Here is a 14,033-nt window from a genome sequence, read left to right as displayed (position 1 = left end):
TCTGGAAATTCGTAGAGCTAATTTATGCTCATAGCATCGCTAGTGGCGAAGAGCCCTTAAAATTAATTACGGGGATGGAGATAACCAGATCGGCACAATTTCAATTGATAGTTACACTTTTAGCGGATTTTTAAAAGGAACCGTAACAGCTGATCAGTTAGGAAATAAATGGGCAATTACGGGCAAGATCGGGCAAATCCCCCAAACAGCAAAGGAAATAGCCAGACTTATGGATCGGAATTACATCATCAGGCATTCAAGGGTCTAATCTCGAATTCGCAATACCAATCAAATATGTCATTGATGAACTTGAGAAATAGGCCACGTAAGAGGCTATCATTGCAAGCCTAAACCACTCCATGCTATCCTAAAACAAGGAGTTGATACGATGAGTGAAGAGTTGTTGAAAACGATTCTAGGAAAATTGGATGAGATGGATAAAACCGTCCAAATAATGGATGGTAATATTCAAAGAATGGATGATAAGATTCAAAAAATGGATGACAAGATTCAAAAAATGGATGACAAGATTCAAAAAATGGATGATAAGATCGATAGGATTGAGCAGAAACTGGACGCTACATTCGAGCAAACAGCCAAAAGTGCCGAATCCATCAATGAAATAGCAGCTGCCCAAGATCGTCACGAACGCGTCCTTGAAGTGCTGTCCTTGCGATCTATTGAACAACAAGCTTTCCGCAGCAATAAAGCCCCGTAAGGGGCTAATTTTGTTGCATGGTGTAGTTTACGACATCATTTCGCAGCCAATCGTACGTCAACACGCTCGCGCTCATACTGTCCAAGTGACATCCAATGGATGACTTTAGCTAACTGCATCACAACGCAGCAGCCTTCTTCACTCTCCAGCGGAAGTCACATATCTTGGCACCGCCAGCGATCGTTGCCGTGCGCTCCAGCACGGCACCCCATTGTTCAGCAAGCGGATAGTCCAAATTGCACCAAGTATTTTACGCACAGCTCGGAAAGATTATGGGATTCAAAAAATTCCGCTACCGGACATTTTAAGCAATCAAACCCAACCACATCAGCATTTGTTTCCGGATATTTCCACTCCCAACGGTAAGAGGGTTCACTGAAAGGAAAATTAAATAAATTTTTAAATTTTTAAAAGATAATCGAATGCGGCTATACGTCTGGTCGGAAAACATACCGGCCATTGACCAAGCAATGTCCGCCATTTTGGAATAAACATGCCAACTGATGTCGAAGATGATTCGGGTCGCCTCTTCTTTTGTTTTTCCTGCAGCTGTCAACGAATGATATAACGCTATGGTAAATGCGGCAAGGCGGACATTGGTTTCTCCTCCTAGTGATCTCTGATCAGGAATCGATATCTCTAAGTCTGCATATTTAATCCAGAGCATTTCAATCAAAGTTTCGATCTGATCGTTGGCATAATAATCGCTTAATCCTTCGCGGAGAAAAGGATTAAGTATTTTTCTGTAGATTCCGGCATTTGAAACGAAGGAATTCATGTTGCTGCTTAAAGAGGTGAACAGTTCCTTCCATATCGAATCGGTCATAGGGATCGATTGAACTTCTTGCCTGATTTGGGTTGGAGGCGTTCGAGATGGGAGATGACCACTTAAGAGACCAAATGGCTATTAGTCTAGAGGTCTTTTTCAGAGGTCTGATCGATAAAGCCTGATAGATAAGCAGCCCAGTCTGTGTAGAAGGCTTGAGACGGTCAATTATTGTTTGAGGTTCCCTCATAATGGATTCCATGAAGGAGTGAACATTGTTCCGAATTTCTGCTGCCGTGTGGTAAAAGACATTATTAACGACATCGCCTTTCAGCCATTTCCAGAGACCTTCTACTGTTTTCGACTGGTCAGATTTTTTTCGGTCTCATGCTACGGTAAACTAAGTAACGTCTGTTCAGATAAGTAAGCGGGACACTCCATACATGAACAAGTCGTGTAAAAGGCCAAATCCCGAACAGGAGAAAAGCGCCTAGAATATGAATTTGAAAGCCTATTGGCGCTCCGACCATTAACTCGGCATCAGGGTTGAAGCTGAGGATGCCGCGAAACCACGGCCCGATCGAATCCCGGTAGTCGAATTCTCCTCCCGAAGCCGTATATCCGACCGTGTTCGTAAAGCCGGTTACAATCACGAAGGCGAGCAGGATCAAGGTGATCCAGTCGCTCGTACTGCTGTGGATGGAGAGGCGGCGGAATGTAACCCGGCGGATAAACAACAGCAATATACCCGCAACCGCCATGAGCCCCGCTGCGCCGCCGATCCATACAGCTCCGAAATGGTACATTTCGTCCGTTACCCCAATGACCTCGTAAAACCCTTTAGGGACAAGCACCCCCGCCACATGCCCGAAGAACACGAATATGATCCCCCAGTGAAACAGCAGGCTTGCCCATTTCAAATTCCGCTTTTCCAGAAACTCGCTGGACTTCGCAGACCAACCGAACTGGTCTGTGTTGTAGCGGTAAATATGCCCAACTACAAAAAGCGTTAGCATGATATACGGGTAAATCAGCCATAGAAATTGATCGAGCCCGGTCATGGAATCCCTCCTTACTCCCTAAGATGCCTTGCTTTCCGCAAGAAACGCATCGATCGCATGAACTAGAGCCTGTATGATCCAGCGGTACGGACTATCCGCCTTGTCCAATTCGGCAAGAAGCCGGTCGATCGTTTGCTTATGGATCATAAAGATTTTTCTCGCATGTTCCGGACTCGCGATCGAAGCAAACTCCAATACCAGCGGCAAATAATCCGGCAACTCGTCATCTTCCAAAGGATATCCGGCGCTGGCGAACTCCTCCCTTAACTTGATGAATGCCGGGCCGCGATCCGGGTTATCGCCGAATCGGTGATACGTTAAGTAAAGGGTCGTCGTATCGCTGAAATCAAAGGTTCCAACATATTGCTCTGCCAGCCGTTCAACCCCATGAATCTCCATATAATCAACGAACTGCAGATAAATCTCCCTTATTGTCCGATTATCCAGGTCGATAATCTCCTGGCGCAAGTCATCGGCAAGCAGCCATTCCGGCTCTGGATATTGCAGCAAGACTGATGCGAGCTTAAAGATTTTTTGATGCTGTTCCACTCAAATTCCCCCAGTAGTCATCCCCGAATTTGTAATCCTCCGGCATCTGATGATTCACCGAGCATCCGGAGCAACCCTCCATAAAATCGAAACCGACCGTTCCCTGACCCAAATACATGTTTTCTGCGACTTCCCGGTGAGAGGAAGGAATCACGTAACGGTCCGAATACTTGGCAATTGCGGCCAATTCATACATATCCCGCACCGCTTGTTCGGTCATTCCGACGGAATTGATCAACCGTTTATCCGGCTCTTTACCCAAATTCACGGAACGCATGTAGCTTCTCATGACCACCATTTTTTTCAACACATTCCGTATGACATTCGTATCACCGGCACTCAGCATATTGGCCAAGTATTCAATCGGAATCCGCATCTGGTCGATCGTCGGGAAGATGATGCGCGGATCAATCCCTTCTGGAGCACCTTCGAAAGCCCCCATGATGGGACTTAATGGCGGGATATACCATACCATCGGCAGTGTACGGTATTCCGGATGAAGGGGTAGAGCAATCTTCTGTTCGACAGCCAGCTTATAGATAGGCGAACGTTGAGCCGCCTCGATCCAGTCCTCCTGATACCCAGCTTTGCGGGCTTCGCAAATGACTTTAGGATCATGCGGATCAAGAAAAATGTTCAAATGCGCTTCGTACAGATCTTTTTCATCTGCGACGGAAGCCGCTTGTTCCACTTTGTCCAGATCATAAAACACCAGCCCGATGTAACGCAGACGGCCTACGCATGTTTCGGAACAGACGGTCGGCAGCCCGGCTTCGATTCTGGGAAAGCAGAACGTGCATTTTTCAGCCTTGTTCGTTTTCCAGTTATAATAGACTTTTTTGTATGGACATCCCGTCATGCAAAATCTCCAGCTTCGGCAAGCATTCTGGTCGACAAGCACGATCCCGTCTTCTTCGCGCTTGTAGATCGAACCCGAAGGACAGGAGGATACACATGGCGGGTTGATGCAATGCTCGCAAATGCGGGGCAAATACATCATGAAGGTTTGCTCATATTCAAATTTTACTTTTTCTTCAAGCCCCTGGGCATTGTAATCCCGCAATCCCGTTTGATAAACGCCGGCGAGATCGTCTTCCCAGTTCGGTCCCCATTTGATATCCATATATTCGCCGGTCAGCTGCGACTTGGGCCGGGCAACCGGTTGATGCTGCTTTTCCGGACTGTTGATCAGGTTTTCATAGTCGTAGGTCCACGGTTCGTAATAATCGTCGATCACAGCCATATTCGGGTTATGAAAAATGTTCAGCAATTTCGTTGCCCGGCCGCCCGCGCGGAGCTCCAGTTTCCCGTTCTTCAGCGTCCAACCGCCTTTGTGGAGGTCCTGGTTCTCCCACTCCATTGGATATCCGATTCCAGGCTTGGTCTCCACATTGTTCCACCACATGTATTCCGCGCCCGGACGGTTCGTCCAGGTATTGTTGCAGGTGATGCTGCACGTATGGCATCCGATGCACTTATCCAGATTCATCACCATGCCGAATTGCGCCCTAATCTTCAAGCCAGTTGACCTCCTCCCGATTCAGTTTGCGGATCATGACGACTTCATCCCTTTGATTTCCCGTCGGGCCGTAATAATTGAATCCGAAGCTGAGCTGGGCATAACCGCCGATCATCTGGGTCGGCTTCACATGAATTCGGGTCGGGCTGTTGAAGGTTCCGCCGCGCGTCTTGCTAATCGGAGAACCGGGAACGTTAATATGACGTTCCTGGACGTGATACATGAAGACTACTCCTCTTGGCAGACGATGACTCACAACCGCTCGGGCGACGACAACCCCGTTCCGGTTGTACATTTCCAGCCAATCGTTATCCGTGATCCCGCATTCCTCAGCGTCCCGATTGTTCATCCAGACATGAGGCCCTCCCCGAAACATGGTCAGCATGGTCAACGTGTCACCGTACGTACTGTGGTAGGACCATTTATAATGAGGGGTCAAATAGCGCAGGGATATTTGCTTCCCCTTCACATCCGGTTTTCGGTCAGCCTGATAAAACGCGGCTTTACGCAATGGCGCTTTGAAAGTTGGCAGCTCCTCTCCGAATTCAAGCATGATTTCGTGGTCGAGGTAAAAATGCTGCCTGCCGGTCAAAGTCCGCCAGGGAATAAGCCGTTCCACGTTGGTCGTAAACGGCGAGTAACGGCGGTTCCCGGTTTCCGAGCCGCTGAAAACCGGAGAAGAAATGACCTGTCTCGGTTGAGCGGTGATTTCCTGGAACGAGATATGCTCCTCCGCACGTTCCTCCGCCAGATCCTTGAGTTTCTGTCCGGTTCGTTTCTCTGCGGCCTCCCAAGCTTTCATGGCGAGCGCTCCGTTGGTCGTGCTGGATAGCGTCAGGATCGTTTCCGCCGCATCCCGATCCGTATACAGGCTTGGGCAATCCTTGTAGTCCGCAGTCTGGGAGGCGGTTCCCAACATAGCCTTCAGCTTCTCATATTCATCTTTGGCGCTCCAGGACATCCCTTTCGCCCCGATCTGCTCTTTCACCATCGGGCCGAGGGCAATAAATTTCTCGTACACCTTGACGTAATCGCGTTCCACCACATGAAGACGGGGAAAATTCAAGCCGGGAACCGGATCGTTACCCCCGCTCTTCCAATCCTCAACCCGGCCGTACGGCTGCGCGATTTCATCCCGTGAATCGTGGAGCAGGGGAGTCGCGACCATATCCTTAATCGGGCCTGAAAAGTACCTTGATGCCATTTCCGAGAAGGTACGGGCGAGCTTCTTGAAAAAATCCCAGTCGGAACGTGCTTCCCAAGGCGGTGCAATAGCCGGATTGAACGGATGCACGAACGGATGCATATCGGTGCTGCTGATATCGTATTTCTCGTACCAGGTAGCAGCAGGCAAGACGATATCGGAATAGAGGCCGGTTCCCGCCATGCGAAAATCGACGTTGATCATCAGATCCAGCTTTCCTTCCGGCGAATGATCCGACCACTGTATTTCTTCCGTCTTTAGGTCCTGATTCTGCTCGCTCATATTCGCATGGTGGGTACCAAGCAGATGCTTCAGAAAATATTCGTGGCCTTTCGCCGAGCTTCCGATCAAATTGGCCCGCCAAACAAACAGGATACGCGGGAAATTGACCGGATCTGCCGGATTCTCAATGGCGAATTTGAGTTGCCCCTGTTTGATCTGTTTCACGACGTGCTGAATCGCTTCTTCTTTGGTTGAAGCTTTCGACTCATCAAAAAGCTTCAGGCTGTTCCGGTTAAACTGCGGATAAGAGGGCAGCCATCCCAGTCGCGCAGCCAAATGGTTATAGTCTCCGCCATGTGCATAACGCGGCTTATCCACCAAGGGAGAAATCTGATCGCTCATTGATTGATCCTCGTACCGCCACTGCTCGGTTGCGAAGTAGAAGAAAGACGTCCCGTTCTGCAGCCGCGGCGGTCCGCCCCAATCCCGGGCCATTGCTATGGTTTGCCATCCTTCCAGAGGTCTTACTTTCTCCTGGCCGACATAATGGGCCCACCCTCCGCCGTTGACCCCTTGCGATCCGGTAAGCAGAACCAGGTTTAATACAGCCCGGTAAATCGCGTCGGAATGGTACCAGTGATTAATTCCAGAGCCCATGATAATCATCGAGCGCCCTTTGGAATCTACGGCGTTCTGGGCAAACTCCCGAGCAATTTGTGCCGCCAGTTTGCGGTCAATGCCTGTAATGGCCTCTTGCCATGCAGGCGTATAAGGCTGCGGATCATCATAATCCGTTGGATAATCCCCCGGCAAACCGCGGGAAATGCCGACTTTGGCTATCAGCAAATCAAAGACGGTTGCAACGAATACGGATTCACCTTTGATCGTAATCGCCTTGGCTGGGATGGAGCGGCGAAGGATCGTCTTGGACTCCGGCTCAAAGTGCGGGATTTCCAGGGTTACCACCTGATCTTCCGTACCCAGAAAGCTGAGCGCCGGATCGATGTTCGACAATCCGTTCGCCTGATCCCGCAAGTGCAGGTTCCAGTTTCCGTCGTCCTCCCAACGATGTCCAATGGTTCCGTTGGGGACTGCGAAACGCTTCGTTTTCTCATCCCACATGACGGTTTTCCATTCCCCATGCTGAAGCGGCATCCCGAGGTCGATGGCCCTCAAGAATCGGTCCGCCGTGAAATACTCTCCCCTTTTATTCAAAACAACCAAAAAAGGCAAGTCAGTATATTTCTTCACGTAGTCGATAAAGTAATCAGTCTTTCGATCCACATAAAATTCCTTTAGAATCACATGGGTCATCGCCATGGCAAGGGCAGCATCCATGCCGGGCTGGACAGCAAGCCAGTTGTCGGCGAATTTCACATACTCGGCATAATCCGGCGCTACGGCAACCACTTTCGTGCCCCGATAGCGGGATTCAATCATGAAGTGGGAGTCCGGCGTTCGGGTTTGCGGCAGGTTGGAGCCCCAAATCAGCAGATAGCCGGAATTAAACCAGTCGGAGCTTTCCGGAACGTCAGTTTGCTCTCCCCATATTTGCGGACTGGAAGCCGGCAAATCGGCATACCAATCGTAAAAGCTGAGTAAAGAGCCGCCTAATAACGATAAAAACCTCCCGCCTCCCGCATAACTGACCATGGACATAGCCGGGATCGGAGAAAAACCAAATATCCGGTCGGGACCGTAGGTTTGGATCGTATGGATGAGAGAGGCTGAGATCATCATATTCGCCTCATCCCAATCAGCGCGGACAAATCCCCCTTTTCCACGAGCTTGCTTATACCTTTTTGCTTTGTCTGGATCCTGGACGATGGACCTCCATGCGGAAACCGGGTCGCCCTCTTGTTTCAACGCGTGTCTCCACATCTGGAGCAATGCGCTACGGACGTAAGGGTAACGAACGCGAAGCGGACTGTAGGTATACCATGAAAAGCTGGCTCCTCTTGGGCACCCGCGAGGCTCATACTCGGGCATATCTGGACCGGTCGTCGGATAATCCGTTTGTTGGGTTTCCCATGTGATAATTCCGTCTTTGACATGCACCTTCCAGCTGCAGGACCCCGTGCAGTTTACCCCATGCGTCGTGCGAACCACTTTATCGTGCTGCCAACGGCGGCGATACACTTTTTCGGCCTGCTCTCTTTCGTAAGGCGATAATACACTGTGTTCGGTAAGGTTTTCGGCCTTCCCGAAATACCGCAACTTTTTCAAGAACGGAGAAATACTGCGTGCCATCCAATCCCCTCCAGCTTACATTCATGTTAGTTCTTGTTATTTGCCGTTGGTGGCAAAAATATGCAGTTGGATGTCGGATTCGATGCATAATGCCATATAGATTGGATTAAGAGGATCTTATAAGGTCTATACTGGGGATAAATACTTTGCTAGAGGTGAATGACTTGTCGGGGCCTGCACTCAAACAACTGCACGCGCATCGCGCGATACATGACGGTGCGCTGTCGGAAGGAATCCAATTGACTGACCTGCTTGTGCAATTATTAAAGGAAAACCGGATAGAACATTCCCGCGTGGTTGCCACCGCCCTGATTGAACATTGGGAGACACGTACACTGGCTCACGCAGAAGCGGAAGAAGAAGGGTTTTACAACGATATGGCGCAGCAGAAACCAGAACTTTCAGAAACTGTGATCATGCTGCGCCGGGATCATGATCTCATAAGGCTGCTAGTAGCGGAAGTGAAATCAAGCTTGGCTCATGAGGAGCTTAGCGAAGCCATCATGGATCGATTCAAGACCATCGCTCAAATCGTCCGAATCCACAGTGAACATGAGGAGAAATATTTGCTCGACACCGATCACGAACTATCCGACGCCGCGCATTAGTCAGTCCGTAAAACATCGTTCGATGGACCGATGACGTTGTTATAAGGAGGGAAGGCCTGTTCACTGATTCCTCCTTGTTTTTCTTTAATGGACTCTTGGCTGTTCTTAGCTCGCATCGTGATATCGCTAAACATTCCGACATAGTTTTGAACGTCTCCACCCTCGTTCTTGATGGCGCTGATGGTCAGCCACTCCAGATATATTTGGCCATTCTTGCGTTTGTTCCAGATTTCCCCTTGCCAAAACCCGCTTTTCTTGAGTGAAACCCACATTTGTTTATAGAAATCCCGGCTTTGTCTCCCCGATTTTAAGATGCGCGGGGTCTTCCCGATTGCCTCATCGGGCTGATAACCGGTAACCGAACTGAATGCCGGATTCACCATCGTGATAATCCCTTTCGTATTGGTAACCATGATTCCTTCACCGGTATGCTCAAAAATACGATCCTTCAGCACAAGCTTATCTTGATAAAACATCCAGAACACAAGAATAAGGCTCGCCAGAGCTACTTCAGATAGAGCCATAAACCCGATCGCATAATGGCCCGTCAGATTAAAGAGGGCGGTCAACATAAGCGGCGGAAAAAATCCGCCCAATCCGCCCATCGCCGCCACAATCCCGTTCACAATCCCGGCTTGCTTCGAGAAATACAGTGGTACAAGCTTGAAGATCGTACCGTTTCCGATTCCCGCACAGGCCGCGACTGACAAACAGCCAACCGTAAACAAGACGATTTCGGGCTTAAAAGACAATAGCACCCCGGAAAGCGTCAAGCCTCCGAAAACCAGCATGAGGATCTTGAACGCATTGAACTTATCCCCGAGCCAACCGCCTAAAGGCCGCAACACCGTTGCCAGAACGATGAATCCGGCCGTCCTGATCCCTGCATCCACTTTATCCAGTTGAAACTGATTGACGAGAAAGTTTGGCAAGTACACTGTAAATGCAACAAAGGAGCCGAAGGTAAGGAAATAGAACAAACATAGAAACCACAGCTTTTCATTCCTGTAAACGGATTTGATTTGTTCCATCAAAGGCGTAACGGCTTTGGGTTCCCTTCGATCACCCATGAAAAAAACAAGCACGATGCATGCCGCAACCAAAATCAAATACGACCGGACAGTAAGTGTCCATCCGAAGGCATTAGCAACAACCGGCGCGAAAAAAGAGGTGATCGCTGTTCCTATATTGCCAGCTCCATAAATACCGTTGATGAAACCATGCCGTTCCCTCGGATAGTATTTCGGAAGTGAGGTGACGCCTACTGAAAAAACTGCTCCGCCAATCCCTAGAAGAAAGCCACCGATTAACAGATCGGTATAAGAATTTGCAACGCTTATATAATAAATTGGGAACAAAAGAATTAAAAAACTGAATGCAAATGTGAGTCTTGCTCCCATCCGATTCGTGACGTACCCCAACGGAATCCGTAGAATGGAGCCCAATATGACTGGAATCGCAGTTAACCAGGCTAACTGATTGGGTTTCAGAGCAATATCCTCTTTGATAAAAGGAATTAGGGAAGACAAGATGACCCATACCATAAAACCAATAACTAGACTAAATGTTTGCAAAATTAGCTGAACAATGGGACGGTTCATAATGGCTCTCCTCGAGAAGGGAATTTTTTGATGCCACCCTTCATTTTTTTCTGGTCAATGTGTTTTTATTCCATGAGAGAGGGTGAACGGATGCCACAATTGGTCGACCGCTTTGGACGAACGCTTGATTACCTCCGGATATCGGTTACGGATCAATGCAACTTGCGCTGCATGTACTGTATGTCCAAGGAAGGCATGGACTTCTTGAAAAACGATAAGCTGCTTTCTTTTGATGAAATTGACAGTTGTCTGTTGAAAGCCTCTCCATATTCGTTTCATCGAATACATGCCACCGCTGAATTTTTGACACAACCGAGGATTCAGACTTTGCATTGGCTGAGGATTATCGGGGATACTATATTTGCTATCGGAGTATTGGCGTTGGGATGGTTCGTCCTTGGCTTGAAGACCGGCTGGTCCCTGGATAGCAATGTGCATGAATACTCGAAGGCACTTTCAAAAACGGCGAAGTGAGGGAGATGACGCCAACAGCAACTGGCGAACAACATTGGGTATCCTTAAAAATAAGGTTCAGACCTTCGTCGAACAGCTGGATCCGCATTCGGAGCGAGAGGAAGATGCACTCTTCCCCATGATGGCCAAATACATCGGACGCGATGTGGGACCGATCGCGGTCATGGAATATGAGCACGATCAAGCCAAACAAAATCTCAAGAAGTTTCAAGAGGAAATCTCGAAAGAGGACTTAATCTCCATCGATTTTGATCAGGCGAAACGCCTTGCTGCTTATGCGCAACTTGCCCATGAAATATTAAGCGAGCACTTTATGAAAGAAGAAAATGTACTATTCCCTATGGCAGAAAACATGCTGTCCCCAGATGAAAAAGAACAATTAAATCAGATGTTTAACAAGAGCTGAGAGAAAGGCGGTGTTACTTTTTGAAGGTTCAACCCTTAAAGTATACCGAACAGTTTATAGAATCAATATTAGACAACGGAGTCTCCAAGGTCGTGAAGTTTTCCTTCCCAAAGGACAAGGAGCTCCAAAAACACAAGACGACAAGTGACATTCTTGTTATCGTAATGGAAGGAAATATCAAGTTTATTGCCGGAGAGGAACACCAGTTGAATTCCGGGGATATGATAACCGTTGAAAAAAATGTTGAACACTCAATTGAAGCTCTTGAACAAAGCGTAGTGCTTGTCATTATGACTCCAAGTCCAACGCTTCATACGATACTTAAGCCGGAGTAAGACATCTCGATCAAGCTTAGTGACAGTAGGTACTATTAAAACCCTTGAAAGGCTAAACCATGTCTTTGATTCCTTACGAGCCGTTTCGTCAACTTGAAAACCTGAGAAGAGAATTTGATCAGTTCTTCACCACTGACTTTAACCCTCTCCGGAACTTTGGCCGCTACAATTTTGCAATGCCCAGCATCGATATTCATGAAACAGATAACGAGTTGTTGCCACCTGTGACATGCCGGGTTTGGAGAAGAAAGAAGATGTGGATATCAGATTGACAATCAAGTTCTTACCATAAGCGGATCTTTGAACCGAACCAATGAAGTAAAGGATGAAAACTTGCATCGGAGTGAACGCTTTGTTGGCCGATTTCAACGTTCTGTTACATTGCCATTATTGGAGATCGTGAAATCATAAGTCAGCCTCCCGCCGACGGCGGGATATAATAATCTGATGCAGTACTTTATTAAATAAGCCGATATCACAACAAAGTGATTCTCGGCTTATTTTTATTAGTCTAGCTACTGATATACATTGCCTACCGCAACGCACACCATCAGTGACACTCACTGGTTGCATCAACAGCACATGCCGCAAACCCAGTCCTATCAAGGCTTTCTAACCGCAATGCACCCTGCAAAAACCCCTGAAAACGCAGAAAGACCACCTCACGAGGTGGTCTCACTGATGGTATTGGTGGAGGCGAGGGGATTTGAACCCCTGTCCGAAGATAACGCCACACAGGCTTCTACGGGTGTAGTCACGGATTTGATGTCACCTTGGCAAGCGCCCCGTAACCGGCTATCGCTAAGGTCAGCCTGATTGTCTTCTTCCGCTAGCCCCAGGCGGAGACTAGACGGCGTATCCCACTAAGTGTGAGCCCCTACACCCGGCACATGGGCGATGCAAGGGAGGAGCTTAGCATACAGTTTCTTAGGCTGCTGCTAAAGTTGTACGTTGGTTGCCATTTAATTGGCTTTAGCGTTGATGAAGCGGACGCGTCCCCACTACCCGCAACCCATGCTCGAACTACCCCCGTCGAATCCAAGAACGCCCCCGGATTCGGCATAAACGAACGTCTCATGCCCCCAGCCCACAAGGCCGCGACACCGGTTCGTTTAGCGCGGGATGACAATTATTCAAAGCAAGGCTGTCATCGTCAACTTGCAAATCTATTATACCACATCCGCCGAATCTTTGCTCGGCAGCTTGCTGGCAGCACAGGTACCAACTATCCAGCCCCTCGCATCCGCCAACAACTTACCGCGCAACCTTCTGCTTCTCCCGCAGCGCGCGTTGAATGTCCCTTTGGGCATCCTTTTTGGCGGCGGATTCGCGTTTGTCGTACTGCTTTTTACCTTTGCCGAGACCGACCAGCAGCTTCGCATAACCGTTGCGCGTGTAAATCTTCAGCGGCACGATCGCGTAGCCTTCCTGCTTCGACTGGCCGAGCAGCTTGGTAATCTGTTGCTTATGAAGCAGCAGCTTGCGCGCGCGCGTGGGATCGGTCGGGTTATGCCGGTTGCCCTGCTCGAACGGGCTGATATGCATATTGTGAATGAACATTTCACCGTTCCGGACCGTCGCAAAAGCATCGTTGATGTTCGCTTTGCCGTTCCGAACCGACTTGATCTCCGTACCCGTGAGCACGATGCCCGCTTCGTACGTCTCTTCGATGAAATAATCATGGGACGCCTTCTTATTCTGCGCGAGCGGCTTGTCGTCGTGCTTCTTGCCCATGCTTATTCCCCCTTCAACGTCGCGGTATCCAGCCCTGTCACAGGTGCGTATCAGAGAACCATTGTAGCAACTTTATGCCCGGAAAGCAAGAAGCTTGCGCCTATGTGTGTCGCCTATGCGTCGCTTGCGCCTATACTGCTTCCACCTATGCCGACTCCCCAGCCCAATAAGCAAAAACACACACCTCACAGCTGAAAAAAGCAGGAGCCCCACCGTAACCTCGGCCGGGGCTCCTTGCACTATTTGCGTTTCTTGCGCACGAACGCGGCCGTCCCGTTACCGCCGCCGCCTTTGCCGCCGCGCTTCTTGCGGGTACCGCCGCCGGTACCGGAACCCGAAGGTTCCGAACCGCCCGCCGCTTCCCCGATGAAAATGCCGCTGTTCGACGTCTTCTTCCGTCTCGTTCCCGCTCCACCGCCGCTTCCCGCAGCGGATGCAGAGCCGCCGCCGATCGGCAGGCCCCACATATCCTTGCGCCCGCCGGCCGCCGGCTTGGCGTCCGCCTCGAGCGCAGCGCCGGCTCCCGCGCCGGCATCGCCTCCACGCCGCCCACCGCCGCGTCTACCGCCTGCACGCGGCGCGGCTG

The 14,033-nt window shown here is 49.5% G+C and carries 12 protein-coding genes, 1 other RNA gene and 2 pseudogenes; 6 read left to right on the top strand and 9 right to left on the bottom strand.

Going from position 1 to position 14,033, the window contains the following annotated elements; translation table 11 throughout:
- Window positions 1–388: 388 nt before the first annotated feature.
- Window positions 389–718 carry a hypothetical protein gene (locus RWM61_RS19010; RefSeq protein WP_314003748.1) on the top strand — a complete coding sequence of 110 codons (330 nt, stop codon included), beginning with the start codon at window positions 389–391 and terminating at the stop codon, window positions 716–718.
- Between the two features lie 304 nt (window positions 719–1,022).
- Here the strand turns inward: RWM61_RS19010 and RWM61_RS19005 are convergent, their stop codons facing one another.
- The 5 genes from RWM61_RS19005 to RWM61_RS18985 form a co-directional block, all read right to left on the bottom strand.
- A complete protein-coding gene (locus tag RWM61_RS19005) occupies window positions 1,023–1,544 on the bottom strand; it encodes a hypothetical protein (RefSeq protein WP_314003746.1) in 522 nt (173 codons plus the stop codon).
- Between the two features lie 308 nt (window positions 1,545–1,852).
- The gene (gene narI, locus RWM61_RS19000; protein ID WP_314003744.1) at window positions 1,853–2,545 is read right to left on the bottom strand and encodes a respiratory nitrate reductase subunit gamma; all 693 of its coding nucleotides are present in this window, start codon (window positions 2,543–2,545) and stop codon (window positions 1,853–1,855) included.
- 18 nt (window positions 2,546–2,563) lie between these two features.
- Window positions 2,564–3,094 carry a nitrate reductase molybdenum cofactor assembly chaperone gene (gene narJ / locus RWM61_RS18995; RefSeq protein WP_314003742.1) on the bottom strand — a complete coding sequence of 177 codons (531 nt, stop codon included), beginning with the start codon at window positions 3,092–3,094 and terminating at the stop codon, window positions 2,564–2,566.
- A complete protein-coding gene (gene narH / locus RWM61_RS18990; protein ID WP_314003740.1) occupies window positions 3,069–4,613 on the bottom strand; it encodes a nitrate reductase subunit beta in 1,545 nt (514 codons plus the stop codon). The genes narJ and narH overlap by 26 nt, the downstream gene beginning before the upstream one ends.
- A complete protein-coding gene (locus RWM61_RS18985; RefSeq protein ID WP_314003738.1) occupies window positions 4,603–8,289 on the bottom strand; it encodes a nitrate reductase subunit alpha in 3,687 nt (1,228 codons plus the stop codon). The genes narH and RWM61_RS18985 overlap by 11 nt, the downstream gene beginning before the upstream one ends.
- A 155-nt stretch (window positions 8,290–8,444) precedes the next feature.
- Between RWM61_RS18985 and RWM61_RS18980 the strand changes: the two genes are divergently transcribed.
- Window positions 8,445–8,897, top strand: coding sequence for a hemerythrin domain-containing protein (locus tag RWM61_RS18980; protein WP_314003750.1), 453 nt, complete (start codon window positions 8,445–8,447; stop codon window positions 8,895–8,897).
- Here the strand turns inward: RWM61_RS18980 and RWM61_RS18975 are convergent.
- Window positions 8,894–10,498 (bottom strand): MFS transporter, encoded by a 1,605-nt coding sequence (locus tag RWM61_RS18975; protein WP_314003736.1) that lies wholly within the window; start codon window positions 10,496–10,498, stop codon window positions 8,894–8,896. The genes RWM61_RS18980 and RWM61_RS18975 overlap by 4 nt on opposite strands.
- 90 nt (window positions 10,499–10,588) lie before the next feature.
- Between RWM61_RS18975 and RWM61_RS20355 the strand changes: the two genes are divergently transcribed.
- The 4 genes and pseudogenes from RWM61_RS20355 to RWM61_RS20350 all read left to right on the top strand — a co-directional run.
- Window positions 10,589–10,972 carry a hypothetical protein gene (locus RWM61_RS20355; RefSeq protein ID WP_399539036.1) on the top strand — a complete coding sequence of 128 codons (384 nt, stop codon included), beginning with the start codon at window positions 10,589–10,591 and terminating at the stop codon, window positions 10,970–10,972.
- The gene (locus tag RWM61_RS18965) at window positions 10,929–11,378 is read left to right on the top strand and encodes a hemerythrin domain-containing protein (protein ID WP_314003733.1); all 450 of its coding nucleotides are present in this window, start codon (window positions 10,929–10,931) and stop codon (window positions 11,376–11,378) included. Before RWM61_RS20355 ends, RWM61_RS18965 begins: the two co-directional genes overlap by 44 nt.
- 20 nt (window positions 11,379–11,398) lie before the next feature.
- The gene (locus RWM61_RS18960) at window positions 11,399–11,713 is read left to right on the top strand and encodes a cupin domain-containing protein (RefSeq protein ID WP_314003731.1); all 315 of its coding nucleotides are present in this window, start codon (window positions 11,399–11,401) and stop codon (window positions 11,711–11,713) included.
- Window positions 11,714–11,772: 59 nt separating this feature from the next.
- Window positions 11,773–12,100: pseudogene (locus tag RWM61_RS20350) on the top strand (Hsp20/alpha crystallin family protein); the annotation flags it as partial.
- A gap of 301 nt (window positions 12,101–12,401) precedes the next feature.
- On the opposite strand, the gene ssrA reads toward RWM61_RS20350, so the two are convergent.
- The 3 genes and pseudogenes from ssrA to RWM61_RS18945 all read right to left on the bottom strand — a co-directional run.
- Window positions 12,402–12,765: a transfer-messenger RNA gene (gene ssrA / locus RWM61_RS18955) on the bottom strand.
- A 202-nt stretch (window positions 12,766–12,967) separates the two neighbouring features.
- On the bottom strand, window positions 12,968–13,447 hold the full coding sequence (smpB, locus tag RWM61_RS18950; RefSeq protein ID WP_314003729.1) for an SsrA-binding protein SmpB: 480 nt from the start codon (window positions 13,445–13,447) through the stop codon (window positions 12,968–12,970).
- Between the two features lie 239 nt (window positions 13,448–13,686).
- Window positions 13,687–14,033 (bottom strand): annotated as a pseudogene (locus RWM61_RS18945) (ribonuclease R); the annotation flags it as partial.

This window comes from uncultured Paenibacillus sp. (assembly GCF_963515335.1).
Lineage (GTDB): Bacteria > Bacillota > Bacilli > Paenibacillales > Paenibacillaceae > Paenibacillus_I.
Note: the sequence above shows the minus strand (reverse complement) of the source record. Positions and strands in the feature narration are given on the sequence as shown.